This window comes from Chryseobacterium bernardetii (assembly GCF_003815975.1).
Taxonomy (GTDB): domain Bacteria; phylum Bacteroidota; class Bacteroidia; order Flavobacteriales; family Weeksellaceae; genus Chryseobacterium; species Chryseobacterium bernardetii.
In genome coordinates this window covers 2,282,211-2,299,098 of the sequence record NZ_CP033932.1, presented here as the reverse complement: position 1 = coordinate 2,299,098, position 16,888 = coordinate 2,282,211, and the positions used below count along the sequence as shown (strand labels likewise).

The 16,888-nt window shown below is 35.8% G+C and carries 17 protein-coding genes; 6 read left to right on the top strand and 11 right to left on the bottom strand.

The features are described 5' to 3' along the window. Window positions 1-140: 140 nt before the first annotated feature. The 5 genes from tssD to tssO all read right to left on the bottom strand — a co-directional run bounded on the left by tssD (window position 141) and on the right by tssO (window position 5,447). Window positions 141-548 carry a type VI secretion system tube protein TssD gene (gene tssD / locus EG339_RS10600; protein WP_123870164.1) on the bottom strand — a complete coding sequence of 136 codons (408 nt, stop codon included), beginning with the start codon at window positions 546-548 and terminating at the stop codon, window positions 141-143. A gap of 410 nt (window positions 549-958) precedes the next feature. Beyond that, window positions 959-3,364 carry a type VI secretion system protein TssR domain-containing protein gene (gene tssR / locus EG339_RS10595; RefSeq protein WP_123870163.1) on the bottom strand — a complete coding sequence of 802 codons (2,406 nt, stop codon included), beginning with the start codon at window positions 3,362-3,364 and terminating at the stop codon, window positions 959-961. A 47-nt stretch (window positions 3,365-3,411) separates the two neighbouring features. Continuing rightward, window positions 3,412-4,323: a PKD domain-containing protein gene (locus EG339_RS10590; RefSeq protein WP_123870162.1), complete on the bottom strand. Its 912-nt coding sequence runs from the start codon at window positions 4,321-4,323 to the stop codon at window positions 3,412-3,414. 51 nt (window positions 4,324-4,374) lie between these two features. Next, window positions 4,375-4,902 carry a type VI secretion system transmembrane protein TssO gene (locus EG339_RS10585; RefSeq protein ID WP_123870161.1) on the bottom strand — a complete coding sequence of 176 codons (528 nt, stop codon included), beginning with the start codon at window positions 4,900-4,902 and terminating at the stop codon, window positions 4,375-4,377. Between the two features lie 11 nt (window positions 4,903-4,913). Then, entirely contained in the window at window positions 4,914-5,447 is a 534-nt protein-coding gene (gene tssO, locus EG339_RS10580) for a type VI secretion system TssO (protein ID WP_123870160.1), read from the bottom strand. A gap of 180 nt (window positions 5,448-5,627) precedes the next feature. Between tssO and EG339_RS10575 the strand changes: the two genes are divergently transcribed. The 5 genes from EG339_RS10575 (at window position 5,628) to EG339_RS10555 (ending at window position 10,301) form a co-directional block, all read left to right on the top strand. Beyond that, on the top strand, window positions 5,628-6,299 hold the full coding sequence (locus tag EG339_RS10575; RefSeq protein ID WP_123870159.1) for a response regulator transcription factor: 672 nt from the start codon (window positions 5,628-5,630) through the stop codon (window positions 6,297-6,299). Between the two features lie 259 nt (window positions 6,300-6,558). Next, window positions 6,559-6,849, top strand: coding sequence for an HU family DNA-binding protein (locus EG339_RS10570; protein ID WP_002984212.1), 291 nt, complete (start codon window positions 6,559-6,561; stop codon window positions 6,847-6,849). Between the two features lie 367 nt (window positions 6,850-7,216). Then, window positions 7,217-8,779: an Rne/Rng family ribonuclease gene (locus EG339_RS10565; RefSeq protein WP_123870158.1), complete on the top strand. Its 1,563-nt coding sequence runs from the start codon at window positions 7,217-7,219 to the stop codon at window positions 8,777-8,779. Window positions 8,780-8,958: 179 nt separating this feature from the next. Then, complete coding sequence (locus tag EG339_RS10560) at window positions 8,959-9,426, top strand: OsmC family protein (protein ID WP_123870157.1); 468 nt, start codon at window positions 8,959-8,961, stop codon at window positions 9,424-9,426. 224 nt (window positions 9,427-9,650) lie between these two features. Further along, window positions 9,651-10,301, top strand: a complete 651-nt coding sequence (locus EG339_RS10555; protein WP_225717568.1) for a response regulator transcription factor — start codon at window positions 9,651-9,653, stop codon at window positions 10,299-10,301. 210 nt (window positions 10,302-10,511) lie between these two features. On the opposite strand, the gene EG339_RS10550 is transcribed toward EG339_RS10555, so the two are convergent. The 6 genes from EG339_RS10550 to EG339_RS10525 form a co-directional block, all read right to left on the bottom strand. Continuing rightward, complete coding sequence (locus tag EG339_RS10550; protein ID WP_123870156.1) at window positions 10,512-12,023, bottom strand: carboxypeptidase-like regulatory domain-containing protein; 1,512 nt, start codon at window positions 12,021-12,023, stop codon at window positions 10,512-10,514. Window positions 12,024-12,034: 11 nt separating this feature from the next. After that, entirely contained in the window at window positions 12,035-13,399 is a 1,365-nt protein-coding gene (locus EG339_RS10545; protein WP_123870155.1) for a CsgG/HfaB family protein, read from the bottom strand. Between the two features lie 26 nt (window positions 13,400-13,425). Then, window positions 13,426-13,836, bottom strand: a complete 411-nt coding sequence (locus tag EG339_RS10540) for a curli production assembly/transport component CsgF (protein WP_123870154.1) — start codon at window positions 13,834-13,836, stop codon at window positions 13,426-13,428. Window positions 13,837-13,847: 11 nt separating this feature from the next. Then, on the bottom strand, window positions 13,848-14,582 hold the full coding sequence (locus EG339_RS10535; protein WP_123870153.1) for a CsgE family curli-type amyloid fiber assembly protein: 735 nt from the start codon (window positions 14,580-14,582) through the stop codon (window positions 13,848-13,850). Window positions 14,583-14,589: 7 nt separating this feature from the next. Beyond that, window positions 14,590-14,988, bottom strand: coding sequence for a hypothetical protein (locus EG339_RS10530; protein WP_123870152.1), 399 nt, complete (start codon window positions 14,986-14,988; stop codon window positions 14,590-14,592). Window positions 14,989-15,145: 157 nt separating this feature from the next. Continuing rightward, window positions 15,146-15,964: a hypothetical protein gene (locus tag EG339_RS10525; protein ID WP_123870151.1), complete on the bottom strand. Its 819-nt coding sequence runs from the start codon at window positions 15,962-15,964 to the stop codon at window positions 15,146-15,148. 293 nt (window positions 15,965-16,257) lie between these two features. Between EG339_RS10525 and EG339_RS10520 the strand changes: the two genes are divergently transcribed. Further along, entirely contained in the window at window positions 16,258-16,887 is a 630-nt protein-coding gene (locus tag EG339_RS10520; protein ID WP_123870150.1) for an NUDIX hydrolase, read from the top strand. Window position 16,888 lies beyond the last annotated feature (1 nt).

Here is a 16,888-nt window from a genome sequence, read left to right as displayed (position 1 = left end):
AGCAATATTTTACGAAATAGTCATCATATCAATGACATATGAAATGGCTGATTAATATAAAATTCATCTCAGGCAAAAAAAGACCGTCTTTAACAGTGACAGTCTTTTTTTCGTATGAATGTTGATAATGTGTAACAATTTTAGCTTGTTGGCCAAAGTCCGGCATATTCAGAATTACCATAGGTGATCGTTTCAGCACTCACTACAAAGCTGATCAGCATACTGTTGCTGTCTATAGCATCAAATTCTACCTGGTGCTGGATAACGTAACCGTTCTGCCAGTTCAGGGTAATTAATGTTCCTTCTTCGTGAGATTTATTGAAAGTAATTTCTCCTACTGTTGGCTTATATTTACCGTTCAGTAAACTTTCTAAGATATCTGATTTTTCAGTAGCTTCTACTGTAACTTTGATCAATGCGTTGGAAGGGTCTGAGGCAACACGTCCTGATACATCTGTTGATCTTGACACGCTGTAGTTCATTTTTAATAATTTCTGACCTTCTCCGTTATTGAATTTTAAGATTCCTCTCGAATTTCTTTCTGCCATGATTTGTAAATTTTAACCGTTAGTAATATTTTGTGATTCAGTGATTGTGTAGCAAATATAGAAGGTCTTTTTCTCTAAAAAAAACTTTTCACCATAAATTTGAAAAATTGTAGTAGTTCTACGACTTTTTGTAGTAATTCTACGATATTAGATTTATAGATCACCCCGCAATCACCACTAACAAAGCATTTTAATATTTATCTCCAAGCAAGGAAAAAATATACTTTTACACTTGAAAGAGAAATAAACAACAACATTAATTGGAAAAAATAGTTTTTATTTCAAAAAAGTAATATCAAAAATCGCGATAAACATTATTGCCTGAATAATATAAAAGCATTCATCCATGTAATTATACGAAAAAAGCAGAAGTAATCTTACTTCTGCTTTTTATGATGATAAACTAACAATTAATGTTTAGTATACTCCGGAGCTTCTGTTTGAGTCATTGTTGGAGTAAAGAACTCGTTCAGCCAATAGAACGTCTGCCCGTTTTGCTGGATCTTCACTGCCGGATTATTTCTGTGATTCAGCATTCTTTCAGCCAGATCCTTATAGTGATGGAAATAAGTTCTTACAGTTTCATTACGAACTATTTTTGATTTCTTCCATCCTTTAAGCTTGAACTTAGCCAATATTTCTTCCTCAGAAAGATCAAATCCTGTACTCATTCCGATGGCATAAGACATTGGTAATTCATAAAGATCTCCTTTATCTAAGAATTTGATTGTTGGATTGTATTTCTTCAACAGTTTTACATATTCCTTGATGGCTTTTGACTGGCTGAAGCCTGGCTTATCCGGTTCTGTATTTCTATATACTTCAGAATAGAAAGCTTTAAGGTTATCGTATTCTGATTCAGAAATAAGAATTCCTTTTTCTATGCTTGGAGTAATCTCTTTCAGCTCTTTTGGTAAATATCCTTTTACAAGGAATGGGTTTCCGTAATTAATCAGCTGTGCTGCAATTCCTGCAGAAACAGGGTTAGTAAGCCCCGGATACAGATACTTATATTTTAAATCTACATCTGTCTTCCCAGCTCCTACTGAAGAGTGGAAATATTCATTCAGTGACTTATCTACATTCTGATTATCTAAAGTAACCTGTGCAATAAGACTGTCTACAGATTTCTTAAGGAATCCAGGAGTGGCTACATCTCCTTTTTTAGGGAAGATTACAAATCCCTGAGACATACTCTGCTTAGGATAATCTAAAGAAAAGAATCCTTCATCACCTTCTATCAGGCTAAAGTTATTTTTCGTAAGAACATCAGATTGGTTAATGATCTTTTGCTTTTTAAGCTCAGCTATATTTTTAGCAGTATTGGTAACCACGTTTTCAGCCATCAATACAAAATCATTGTAAGTATCTGAAGACCTTGCGCTGGTCTGGAACATAATCAATCTTGCCTGGGCCTGAGTAAGAGAACCAATTACACTGTACATATTTCCGCTTTGGTTGGCAGAAGTTCCTACCGTGACTACAATATTGGTTTCGTCCGGAACATTGGAAAGAAGGTTTCCTGCTGCAGAAAGAGCCTCTCCTACCGGTTGGTAGCCATTATTGCTGGCACAGTTCATTTCATTCGTTTTCTGATCAATAAACGTTGTAATCTTACTGTAATCAGTACTTAGGTTAGAAACCGCAATATTGTTACCACAAGGGTTGTTTTTATATAAAACTACTCCATATTTCACGTTATTGAAATAGGATGGCTTTTCAAATCTTAACTGAAGATCCTGTAATAATGATTTTACAATAGGGGCATAAGGTGCATTAGCAGCACTTATATCCAGTGCAAAAACGATATTGATATTTTTATCTCTATCTGTAATTTCTCTATAACGGTCGAAATAAATAGGTTCTCCCAATACATTAAAAACATAGTTCTTACTGTAATCCAGAATATTGGTAAAATATTTGGTTTTGGAGTCCGGAGTTGGAGCTTCATTTAATGCCAGCGTTACCGGGAAAATATTTTCCAAAGGCTTTCTTTTATTCACATCCGTCAGAAGAATAGCAGTTTTATTGTCTGCATCTGATCCTGATGCACCAGGATAACCTTCACGTACTCCCAATTCCGTATCGGTGATACCTGTTGTATTTTTCAGCTTGATTGCTGAACGTTCTCCCCATGTAGAAATTACGTTGGAACTCACCCATCCGTAAAGACCTTTACCGATACTATCAATATCAATGGATGGCTTTTTACCTACCAGGAACCTTTTATTGTTTTCAGCCTGTTTGTAAACATATACCATCTGCCCGTTAGGGATCTTAACATTAGCGGTTTCAATAAGGCTTGGCGAATTAAACACCATGATAGAGTCATTTTTGTAGTATCTTTCTGCGTTTCTGATAACCTCGCTGTTATTAGGCACTACTGCTACTCTTACAGGATATCCTGTTCTTTCATTTTTCAGGGAATGATTCCATAAAAGCAGGTCAGATTCATTGATCCACCCATAAGTTTTAATGGATTTTGAGGAAACTTTTTTCATCAGGGCATCCGGAACATATTCCGCTACCTTTACCATTCCGTCTCTATGTTTCAGAACCATTAAAGGCTCCAGGAATTTTACTTCTTTGTACGATTTTTCATCATCCTTATCCAAATAAGCCGTATTTCTTGATCTGTCTGAAATAACGATCCATGGAACGGATTTTTTAGGATAACCGTTGACAACTGTTGAATTATCTACCTGCCCATATTGAGAAGGCTCAGGTGTTTTTTTTGACGGGAGCTTTACCTGGCAACTCGTCAATAATACTGATAATCCTATATAATATGCTGCTAGAGGAAATTTATTTTTCATCCTATTTTATCTTTTTATGATTGGCACATCCGGGAAACCGGATAGTATTATTTGCTTTGGTTTATATCTACTTTCGTTACACAATTCTGTGTATCATCTAAATTCACCTTTACGGTCTGGATTACAGTATTCTTATCAAACTGAAGACCCGCACAGTACATATAGAAGTTATTTACCTTACTGTCATTTACTTTCACCACTGTGTTTTCATTATTACACAGGTAAGTTTTTAACAGATAATTGTAATGCATATTAAAACTGTTACCGTTTGCAATCTGCTGCAGGTGGTATTTGAAATCGTTATCAATTTTTGCATAAGAGTCTTCTACAGATACTTCATCCTGTTCCAAAGAGTTATAGGCCGGAAGGATTTTGATACGGTGGTAAATAGGCTCCTGGCTTTCTTCTGTATAAAGGGTTACCACATAGTCTCCCGGTTTTTTATAAGCATAAATAGCCAGCTTGTCTTTAGAGTCTGTATTTCCTGTTTCGCCGAACTTCCATGCAAACTGTGATGCATTGGAAACAGCACGGAACTGTACATTCTCATTTTGCATTGCCTGTGACTGAGCTTCTATAGTTGTTTTAGATTTTACACTATCCTTAGGCTGCTTGACGCTTCTTGCTGTCACCATTACCGGGAATGATTTTGTGTACTTGTTGTCAACAATCAAACTTACCTGGTAATATCCAGGTTTATTATAGAAGTGGATCCCACTGTTTTTATCAGAAGTTGTTCCGTCTGCAAAGTTCCATCTTTTGGTTTTGGCAAACTGGGTTTTATCTTCAAATAAAAGAGTATCTCCTACCGACAGTGTAGATGGATAAACTACGGCAACAATATCATCCGCAGAATGGATCACTTTTTTCTGCAGCCATAATGCAACAAGTGCCGCGATGAGCAATGTTGCAATAACACCGATAATAATGTTCTTTTTGTTCTTTTGAAAATAATTCATAGTTAATAATTGTGATGTGTTTTATTTAAAGTTCCTAAATTCATTCTCCTTTTACTGGGTACGAGCCTTCAACTCACTTTGACGCTGATAAATCTTATCCTGCTTATCTTTAAACCCTATTCTGCATTCTTCTACCTGCTTTTCAAACCTCTTGATATCTTCTGAAGTAGTTGAAATTACTTTTTTATCTTCATAATACATCTTGTAAAATTTGGCAATTTGAGGATAAGCATCTTTTCGGGTATCAATAATATTATCACGACGTTTAAAATAGTCATTCAAATCATTCACGCCTACAAAGATATTGTTTTCCACAAAAGGCTGTGGCGCCTCATCGGTTAGCTTGGTGATCATCGTATATGTACTGTCCATGATCGGAATAATGATCTTTTGGTGCTGTTCAAATTCAGCTTTTTGTTCAAGATTCTGAATTCCTCTTACGTCTTCATCAGAAAACGGAGATTCAAATCCTTTTAAAAAGATAACGCCCAGAAATAACATGGCAGTTATAAGCATCAGTATTAAATAAAAAAACTGATAATGCCTTTCCTTTTTAGATAGTGTAATTTGTCCTTGCATATCTTTATTTTTTATCTTCTTCTACCTCCTGTAAAGTTTCTTGTAGGATCTTTTCTCAGCTCATTATTGGCTCTGTTTACTTTGCCCATACATTCATCCAGATCTCTCAGAACTGTTTTCTTTTTGTATTCTACCTCACTGATCTTAGTCTTCAGCGCAAGCATAGGCCCTATCTGCTTCATTAATGCTGCATAATGCTTAAAGCTTTCGGTACTGTCTTTTCCCATAATACTTTTAACATTTCCTACGTTATCCATAATATTGGTTCTGAGAAAAACCTCATTCTCCACCTTGTTTATATCAAGCTGGGTCATTTTTTCGTAAATATCATCTACGTTACTCTTCAGCAGATCACTTCTACGCATTAATTCCTTGTAAGCTTCGGCTTCACGACTAATCCCTTCACGTTGTATATCATAGCTCTTAAAGAAGAGGTATAAACAGCTAAAGGATACCACAGACAAAACGGCAAAAGAAAGGATAAACTTCCAAATGCCCATTCTGACGTCAGATTTGTTCAATTTTTTTTCCCTGTTAGAAGACATATATTTGCGATTTGTTTGGCCTGTGAAAGTATAAAAAATATTTTTTATGCACAATACGTATTTTTCCTGTACAGGTTTCGTGAAAACCCGGTTTAAATTAATATTAATTTTCTCTTTAATAAGTTTTTCATAAATTAGGCCTCTGAATTTTAAATATCATTCGCCAAATCGATATTAAGAATGAGTAAAATATTATCTAATACCGTGCGCTTTTCTATAGCAGACAGCGATTTTTATTTTAAAAAAATAATGATCAAAACTCTGATGGAAAACCCTTTCTATATGCTGCTGAACGACTGTAACAATGGCCACGAGCTGGTAAACAGAATCTACAGAAGACAGGAAGATGTATTCATTATTGAGCTGTTTATGCCGGTACTGAGTGGAATTGAAGCTATAAAGTATATAAGGAAAAACAATACGGAAACACCTATTATCACTTATTCCGGTACTTACCAGGAGGATATGGCCGAGATTCTGTCGAAAATCCCTAATATATACTACTGTCAGAAGAACAGTACTATCATTAAAAATATTATTAAAGGAAGCATTGCTTCTGATGAATTTGATTACCAGGCCTATTCAAAAGAATGGGAACAGCAGCCGCTTGCCGTACAGGAATATATGGACAGGCAGAAGAAAGGACAGGAAGAACTTTCCCCGGCTGAGATACAGCTTATGAGATTCTGCTACGAAGGTTTCAGTAATAAAGAAATTGCTGAAAAGCTGAACCTGAGTACAAGAACAATTGATACTTACATTAACCGTCTGACGGAGAAATTAGGATTAAAAACCAAACTTCACCTGATCCGTTTTTGTGTGGAAAACGGATACTACAATTCCAGTATGTAAGAGATTATGAGACATGGAGAGCATAACAGAAGCCTCTGGTAAGTTGGTTGTTATGAATTTCATTCTTTATTATTATTGATAATTTTTCATCATTATACTGTAATATTATTTTATTGTTAAATTATCTACAGCCTGCATTAATATAGCATATACATTAATAGCTCAACTATTTGAATAAAAATATTTTGCCACTAATTTGCTAGTATTCAATTTTTTTAACTAAATTTGCACACCTAAAATTTAAAATTAAAATAAGGAAATGACAAAGGCAGAATTGGTAAACACCATCTCAAATAAGTTGGGAACAGAAAAGAATGAAACACAGAAAGTTGTAGAAGCTTTTATGCAGGAGATCAGAACTTCTATGTATAATGGGGATAACGTTTATCTGAGAGGTTTTGGATCTTTTATCATTAAAACAAGAGCTGCTAAAACAGGAAGAAATATTTCTAAAAACACTGCGATTGAGATTCCTGCTCATAACATTCCTGCTTTCAAACCTTCAAAATCTTTTGTTGAGAAAGTAAAAACGAAAGTTGCAGTAAAATAAGAACATTAACTGAATATTAACTAGTTACTAAAAAATTAAAATTATGCCAAGCGGAAAGAAAAGAAAAAGACACAAGGTTGCTACTCACAAAAGAAAGAAAAGAAGAAGAGCGAACAGACATAAGAAAAAATAATCTCTTTTTTTCGAGATTTACAATATAATATATAGTTGGTGATTTTAAATTTTTAAAGTTCGCCGACTATATTTTTGTTTGCAACTATAAGATTCAGCGGAAAACGGATGGTTTCAAATATTATTTTAACAAAAATATAATGGTTTTCATTCTAAATCCTTATATTTAGTAGATGAATTAATCTAGAACAATACCAATTTCCTAAAATCTTAACAATTTTTATCTTATAACAAAATGAAGAAAGAACTAATAGTTTCGCATGAAGATGATCTTACAAAGATTGCACTGCTGGAAGACGGAAGACTATGTGAACTTCATGAGCAAGAGGACAAAAGCGATTTTATAGTTGGAGATCTGTTTATAGGAAGAGTAAAAAAGCTGGCCCCCAACCTTAATGCAGCATTCGTAAATATAGGATATGACAAGGATGCATTTCTGCATTATCAGGATCTGGGACCACAATATCTTACATACAGAAAGTTTTTAAAAGATACAATCTCTAAAAAACAAAACTCTTCAAGCTTAAAAAATTTCGAGATACAGCCCGAAATAGATAAAAACGGAACAGTAGATAAGGTGATTGCAAAAGACGACCTTGTTCTTTTACAGATTACCAAGGAGCCTATTTCTACAAAAGGTCCCAGAATTTCTACCCAGGTTTCACTTACAGGACGTTTTTTGGTTTTAATTCCATTTGACAATAAGGTTTCCATTTCCAAAAAGATCAAAAGTTCTGAGGAAAAGGAAAGATTAAGAACTCTGATCGACAGCATCAAGCCTGAAGGTTTCGGAGTAATTATAAGAACCGTAGCCGAAGGAAAAAAGGTAGCCGACCTTCATAATGACATGAATCAGCTGATTCAGAAATGGGAAAGCACTTTTAAAAATATCCAGAAAAATAAAGTTCCGTCTAAAGTTTTAAGCGAAGAAGACAAGGCTTCAGCTATTTTAAGAGACAATTTTAATCAGGATTTCGTCAATATCATCTGTGATGATGAGCAAATGGTGAATGAAATGACCAATTACGTTGAAGTAATTGCTCCTGAAAAGAAAAATATTGTCCAGTTTTATGATTCTCATATTCCACTTCTGGAATATTATAATGTTGAAAAACAGCTTAAACAGAGCTTCGGAAAACATGTAAACATACCAAGCTCCAAAGGTGCTTATCTTGTTATTGAGCATACAGAAGCACTTCACGTTGTAGACGTTAACTCCGGAAACAATATTACCACCGGAACTGCTGTTAATAAAGAACACGCTCTTAAAGTGAACAAAATGGCAGCCACTGAGATTGCCAGACAGCTCCGCCTCCGCGATATGGGAGGCATCATTGTAATCGATTTTATCGACATGCCTAATTCAGAGCACAGAAGAGAGCTCTACGAACACCTTAAAGAGGAAATGAAGCGCGACAAGGCCCGCCATAAAATACTTCCTCCAAGTAAATTCGGTCTGATCCAGATTACCAGACAAAGAAACCGTCCGGAAAAGCAGATCGAAACCAAAGAAGAAAACCCGAACAAAGACGGAGAAATTGTAGCTCCAATTGTGATCGTGGAAAGAATGGGTGAAACACTGAGAAACATCCTGCAGAAAGAAAAAGGAAAAATCTACCTGCATGTACACCCATTTGTAGAAGCTTACTTAACGAAAGGCTTCCTTAAAAGTATCCAGATGAAATGGTTCATGAAGTATAAAAAATGGGTAACCATTGTTCCAAGGGATTCTTTTAAATATTTAGAATACAGAATTTACAATTCCAAAAAAGAAGAATTGATAGAATTCTCTAATTAAGACAAAATTTAAAACCTCCAGTATAAGCCGGAGGTTTTTTTGTTACCTTAGCACCCACATTAAAGATATCTATTGAATGCTTTTAGATTAGGCTAAAGCCATAGGATCTGTTTTTTGTTATAAGACTGGCTAAAACCCACCTCAGTTGAATATAATCATAACATCTTTTAATTTTAATAATGAAAAATCACCATTACAAAACCACTATTGAATGGACAGGAAATAAAGGAACCGGAACCAGCGGTTACAGGAACTACGAAAGAAGCCATACTATTTCGGCAGAAAATAAAACAGTTATTGAAGGCTCTTCTGATCCGGCTTTCAGGGGAGATAAAACAAAACACAATCCGGAAGATCTATTTCTGTCTTCACTTTCTTCCTGCCATATGCTTTGGTATCTTCATTTTTGCTCCGAAGCAGGGATTATTGTAACGCATTATATTGATGAAGCCACCGGAATTATGGAAGAAACAGCCACCGGAAGCGGCCGTTTCACAGAAATAACACTAAATCCTACTGTTACTGTTTCTAACGCATCTATGGTAGAAAAAGCAAAGGAGCTTCACCACAAAGCCAATGAATTTTGCTTTATTGCCAACTCGGTTAATTTCAAAGTAAAACATATCCCAACTGTGTTAGTTAAATAAAAAAATAAATTCAGATTAATATTCAGAAACACCACTATTATTAGATGTTAAACAACAATAACTCTAAGTTTTCCACTAAAAACTCAACAAAAAGAGATTTATTTAACAAATAATCATTAAAAATATTATTTTATTATGAAAAAATTCATATAAAAATCAAATTATTTATCAATTTTATTCATAATGTTAAGTTTTTTTCATATTTTTATATAAAGAAAACTACCATGATGAAACCAAAATTAACTATTTTCGATGAACCCCTGTTATACACTGAAGGGCTATCAAAATTATTGATGCAGAGTAAAATCTTTAACAGTATAAATCTCTGCAATTCTTTAGAAACCCTTTCCAAGCAATTAAGAGATGAGCCACCGGAAATGCTTATTATGAGCTCTAATATTCTTATGCTTACTGAGATATGTAAATCTGTGGAAAGCATCCTAACAGAACATCAGCAAATCAAAATTATTATTATAGGAAGCTGTTATGATGTGACTGACATCAGAAAACTCTTCAACAAAGGCATTAAAAGCTACCTGGACAAAACCTGCAGATATGATGAATTCCTAAAAGCCATTAATGCTTTGCTATTGAACGAAATCTATATTTGTGACCATGCCAAGGAAAGAATGCTCAACTTCATCAGTAATGAACATGAGAAACGAAATTTCCATATCAGAGATCCTCTTACCCGTCGTGAAATAGAGATCCTAAAACTAATCTGCGATGGCTATAGCAGCAAAGATATTTCAGAAAAACTTTTTATAAGTATCAATACGGTAGAAACACATCGAAAAAAAATTCTTTTGAAACTCAACGTAAAAAACACAGCGGGGGTCGTAAAATATGCCATTGAAAATCATATTGTAGACTGATTGATTACTACGGATCGTTAACCTAAAAAATTCCAAACCTTACAGTCTGGAATTTTTTTTTGCCTGATCTTAAATTTCTGTTAATAAAAAATCTGGCGTATAAGTGATTATTAAGAAATATGATATTAAAAGTCAATAGTGAATTTCACTATTACTTGCGAAGCAAAATTCACCATTGACTTTTCCTGTATTAATCAATTTTTTTCTCCGCTATTCATAATCCGGCATTTCGCCATTAGTGAAAAGCGTAGCTCGTGAAAGATCTGTCATGCTGCTATTCAGATCTATGACCATTACATTTCGTTGTGAAATATTATCATTGGAAGTATTCATAAAGATTACCTGGGCATTATTAGGTGAAAATCGTGGATCGAGGTCATTGGTACCCATAGCCTTTTCACTTTCAGAAGAAATATCATTTATTGTATTATCTGATAATTTATAAATGAAGATATGAGAATCCAGCTTGCGATAGTTTCCGCTGCCATCCTGATATCCGGAAATGTCACGGGTAAACAGAAGAAGCTGACCGTCTACGGAAAAATTCAATCCTCCACTGGCTCCGGAAGATCCGGAAAGCACTGTTTTAAGAACATTCCCCATCATATCAATGATATAGATATTTGTATTATATCCGTTGTAGTCATTGGTCTTTATTGCAATCTTACTTCCGTCATAGCTCCAGTCGCATTCCGAAATCATGCTTCCATCCGGAGTTGTATATACCAGGGAAAGCCCACTTCCATCTTTATTGATCCTGTATAATTTATTAAAATTTGAATACAGTAATTCCTTACCATTGGTACTCCATGCAAAATCCATTTCGTAAGTATTAAAACCTGCTACAGGAACTGTGGTTACCTTAAAAGGATTGGAACCGTCTGGATTTGCGGTGTAGATATGGGTGCTTCCACCTTCAGTTCGGAGAAAAGCAATGAGACCCGCGTTATTGTTTTTCCGTGGCCGCCAGCTGTTGTAAGAGGAATCTGTGAACTGAAAGTTATTCCCCTGTTCATCACTGGATATGATCACAAAGTTACCATTCAGTTTTTTCACATAATGATATCTGTTGGCAGGAACTGTATTGGTAGTGAATTTACCGGTCTGGCTTAAAACTGGCTGGTGAATGCCGTCCGAAACAGACACCTGCCAGAAGTAACTTACACCAAACTTCAGATTTGAAAGGGTATAATGATTCACTTTCAAATCATTAACCTGAATCACATTAGTGTCAAGATTATTTTTAATGGTTAAACAATATTTTAAAACATCTGCTGTATCCGGATCTGTTGCGCTCCAGGTAAGCTCAACACTTAATGGCTGATTAACCGCATTATCTATCGGACTTAAAAGCTGCGGTGTGGAAGGTGGAGAATTCAGGGAGGTATCATCATTCATTTCAAAGACCACTGTTACCACCTGGTTTTGATTCTGCATATTAACAGACTGAAAACTGGTAATATATCCCGAAAGTTCTGCTTTTACCGAATAATTACCGACCGGCATGGATGCAATCTCAAAAGTACCGTCAGTACCGCTGAAAACAGTCTGTGTTGTAGGGTTTGTGAAGATCTTTACATTAGCAAGCGGCACATTACTGCCTCTTTTCACTACTTTTCCTTTTAATATTCCTGTCTGAGCCTGTTCTACAAGGTCTTCGTTGCATGAAAACAGACAAAAAAAGAGAATGAATATGCTGAGTATTTTAATTAAAGTTTTCATAATTCGTGTTTTTATTTGTTTCCAAGATAAAAGTTGATTCCAAATGCGAATCGTAAGGCCTGATCTTTCCTTTTTCCGTTCACGAGCCCTTCCCAATCATCTTTAAAACCAAGATCATATTGTGCAGAAGCTCTCAGTGAAAAATTATGATCAATCATGTATTCTAGTCCGCCTCCAGCCTGTGCTTTGTATTGAGCTTTATATTTAGAGTAGAATGCCCCTGCTCCTCCGTAAATGTATGGACTGAACCTGTATTTCGGAAAAAGAAGATATTCCAGGTTCACCTCAGGGCCGTAATAATTTATTTTTACAATATTCTCATTTTCAAGGGTAAAGTAATTTCCATTTACCTCTACATTAAAGTTAGGAGTGAGAAAATATTTAAATCCCAATTTCCCGCCTATATTCATTTTAGGGTTTACGTAGTCATCTTTCACCTTCTGGGCTTCCACGTTGGCAAATACGGAAAATTTCTGCCTGTAATAATCAGGATATCTGTTTCCGATCGCTCTTCCGGTATTATTTTCCTGTTCTTTACTGTATTCTTTCATCAAGGGCTGATAAGCTGTTGTATCATCTATAGCCTTTCCCCATATTTTATCCTGAATCCCTTCTACAATAAGTGATTTTACTGCTTTTTCAATAGCTTCGGTTACGGCTAACTGAACAGGTTCATTTTGAGTTAATCCTACTTCGGCCTCCAACAGTCTTTCTGTATCTATATACCTGAAAAAGCTGCCATTTACACTGGTTGAAAGAATGGTTTTGGAAGTATAGACCGTTTTAAGGATTTCTCCGTTAAGCGTGGAAACAGCACGAAGATAAATGGTAATTCTATCCTGGCGGTATTGGGTGGAAGCTCCGATTCCAAAGTAACGGGCTCCAAGGCCGCCTGTAAGGATATTGCTGTCATAGGAAATAACTCCCCCTTCCAGAAGAATTCCGGCATATAGAAGCGGAGGAAGCGACTGAATGTTTTTATCAGCATCTTTTATATATTCCTGACGTGTGGAACGGATGATCTGCCTTTCGTTGAGCAGGTTAGCTATATTTTCTCTTTCAATAGGAATAAACCAACGGCTGTCTTCAAGAGCTTTAATAAGAATGGTAGTAGTACCCTGTGGTACCGCAGTACTCCAGTTATTGCCATTTTCGGAAGGTTTATACTGACCGGTCTGATCTCGGAATTTATAGACTCCTACTACTATTTTTTCTTTAGGCAGAGGAAGTTTCTTCAGTTCTGCTGTAGAAGCAGTTACTTCTCCCATCGTTGGCTTTTCAGGATCTGAAGGTAAACCGAATATTGAACTACAGGCCTGCAAGACGCATAGCAGAAAACTACAGAAAAAGATTCTGGTGTAAGTGTAAGTTCTCATGATAAGTTTGGTTTTAAGTTCTTTTACTATTTTGGAATTACGATCTCGGACTGATCGCCTGTACCGGTATCCAGAATATTAATTAAAAGTCCCTGATTGGTGTTGGTGATCTGAAGATAAAGTGATCCGAACAGATAGTTCCCCGGTTGTATATTTCCATCACCAAACTGGTCTTCAAACAGTTTTCTTGAAAGTTCACTGAGGATTTGCCTGTTTAGGCTCTGAGTGAAACTGTCAAGAGAATTCATACGGTCTAGCAGGTTATTATAATCTTTTTTTTCATCAAACTGATTCTGCGCGTTAGCTGAGCTTAGCAGCCACTGATAATTAAAAGTATCTCCTCCGAATGCTGGATTAACCGGCTTATAAACAAGTTGCTGAGATTTCCCTTGGAAAATACCCGCAATAAAAATCAAAATAATAACAAAAGTTTTCATAGCGGACGTTTTTAATAGATAAATTCATTTTTTATGAGGTTTTTCTTTGCTGTAAATTCCCTGATATATTTTAAACTGTAAGCTAATTGTTCCTTTAAATAATCTTCTCCCGGATTGGTCATAAAACTGTAGATGATCTTATCTTCCATCTGAATATTGATCTGGCCACTTGTTCCGCGAAGAGGAAGTTCAGAAATTGTGACAGCACTGCTGCTTTTATCAGGAAGCTGGCTATACTGGATATAAAACATATCGTAAAAATCTTTTCCGACCTTAGTTTTTGTTTCATCAATGGTAAGGCCCTTAAGTTCATAAACAGCATCCTCTTCTATCTTTGCCTTTTTCTTTTTAAAAAGATCTCCATTGAGCTCGAGGCTGTCTTTTGCTACCAAAACTCCAGACTCTTCATCTCGGATATAAAGGAAAGCCTTCAAAGCATCTTGTGACTCAAGATTTACGCTTAGTTCAGATAATATCTTTACTTCATTAGGATTTACAGAAAATTTACTGCTTTGCTGATTATGGGAAAGATTTCCGCCGTTTCCTTTTTTTATAGATATTAAAAGATAGTTCAGTTCTTTATAGACGGCGGTATTATTAACTACTACAGCCTTTATCTTAATCTGGTTTTCAAGGGTAGTACTCTCGATTTTTGCAGTTACTTTTTTATCTTCCTGCCCATAAGCCAATACAGACAGGAAGAGAAAAAAAGCATTTAAACTCAGGACAGATAAAAATTTCATCATTTGTGATTTAATAGTTTCTCATGAAAACAGTTCTGTTATCTCCTTTTACATTAATCTGAATGCCGTCTGAGATACTGTTGCTTCCCGAAACATCAATAATATTATTACTTCCTTGCGTAATAATGGCAGCCTTGGTTTCCTTATCTGCGAATGAATTGATAAAATAAAGAGCGTTATAGTCTCCAAGCTGCTTTACAGTAATAATGGTTTTGTTATTAAGAGAAAGCTCCGCATTGTTATACTCCCCCATCTGCATGATATTGGAGTAACCGGCAATCATTTCCATATCCTGTTTGCTGATAAGGTTTAAGATTGTATTACTGTTGACCTTATCCCAATCAATTTCCTGAGCTTGTAAGGGTAATACCACACAAAGAGCTAAAAAACTCCATCTCAAATTAAACATGGCATTGATATTTAAATTAAAACTAGACTAGGAAAAATTCCCTTTACAATTTTGATCTTGAATCATCATTTCCAGATAACATCTGTTCTTTAGAAAAAAGGAGAAACCCCAACCTGCAGTTCCTCCTTTCAACTTTAGATTACAGTGTTAAAAAAGCTTAGTTCGATTGATGTACAATCATAGAGTTTCCGTTACCCATCTGAGTTCCAAGATGGAAATGAGCATCACCGGTTTGTGTTACCCAGCTGAAATTTCCGTTACCTGTCTGAAGATCAATAGCCATATTGGAATCTCCTAACTGAACTTGATACAACTGGTTGGCATTACCTACCTGCAATCCTACAGCTGTATTATCATCACCAATCTGAGCTGCCAATGCTATATTGCCACTACCTAATTGAGTATGATTAGCACTGTTATCATTACCAGCCTGATATTGGGCAAGTATATTGTTAGCTCCTATCTGAAGACCGTCGGCTTCGTTTCTTCTACCTGTCTGGATCTGGTAGGCCATATTTCCGCTGCCTACCTGAATGGCTGAAGCATCATTTCTTCTTCCATCCTGATATTGGAACACACCGTTAACCACCCCTACTTGTACTGAGGAAACATTATTTCTTCTTCCAAGTTGAGTTTGGTCAGTTGAGTTAAAAAGACCAAGCTGCCAGGTTGAAGCAGTATTTCTATTACCTGTCTGGCTCACATCATTAGAGTTTCCGATACCTATCTGATCTACATCTATTGAGTTTCTGTTTCCATTACTCACTGCTGTATTCATGTTGATGATACCTACCTGATCAATATCCGCAGTATTACGGTTCCCATTCTGTGTTAAAGAATTCATGTTCAAAAGACCTGTCTGGTCTACAGTAGCTACGTTCAGGTTTCCAATTTGGGTAGTCACATCAATATTAGACTGAGCGAAACCGAAGCTCATGGTGATTAGTGTAAACACACCTGTAAGTAAATTTTTCATCTTAGTAAAAATTAATTGGTTAATAGTATAACAAAGGTATACGCTACAAACTAGTGAGAAACCACCATCAGAGTGTAAATTATAAAAGTCATCATTTTTGGTTCCTAAACTCACTGTTTTTGGTATTTACAGAATCACGGATTTCAGTTACGTAGCAATACAGCGTTGGAGTGTTAAGGGTGAATGGTAAATCCGCATTGTGCGTCAATCTTTTATTGTAAACAACAATCCACCATTGGTTAATTAATGTTAAGGCACTTATTTCTTCAGGAATATATTGTTAAATTTGAGCTATGGAAAATTTTGGAAAAGATTTATTAAGGAAAATAAAAAGTGTGGAACTTCCCGGCGAACCAGCCCATGGAGTATTCTCTCCTCCCTATCGTCCCGTTTTTACATATGATGAGGTGCTTGCAAAAAATCCCAAGTTTGCAGCGGTGAATATTGTATTGTATCTGAAAAATAATGAATGGTATTTTCCTTTGATCCAAAGAACGATCAATGAACATGACAGGCACAGCGGGCAGATCTCTTTGCCTGGCGGAAAACGTGAAGAAATGGATCAGGATTTTGCGGAGACTGCCGTTCGTGAAACTTCCGAAGAAATTGGGATTGATAAACATTATGTGAGAATTATCCGGGAAATGTCTCCCATTTATATTCCACCCAGTAATTTTTACGTATATCCTTATATTTCGTATACTAAAAAGAATCCGCTCTTCGTTCTTCAGCAGACTGAAGCTGTGGAAACTATCGAGTTTCCGATCACTTCTTTTTTAAATCTATCAGATACTCCTGAGATTATGGCTCTTCCAAGTGCTGGCGGAAATGAAGTTCCTGTTATCAATTTCAACGGATATATTATCTGGGGTGCTACAGCAATGATATTAAGTGAATTCAGCCAGTTGCTGAAAAAAATGTAAC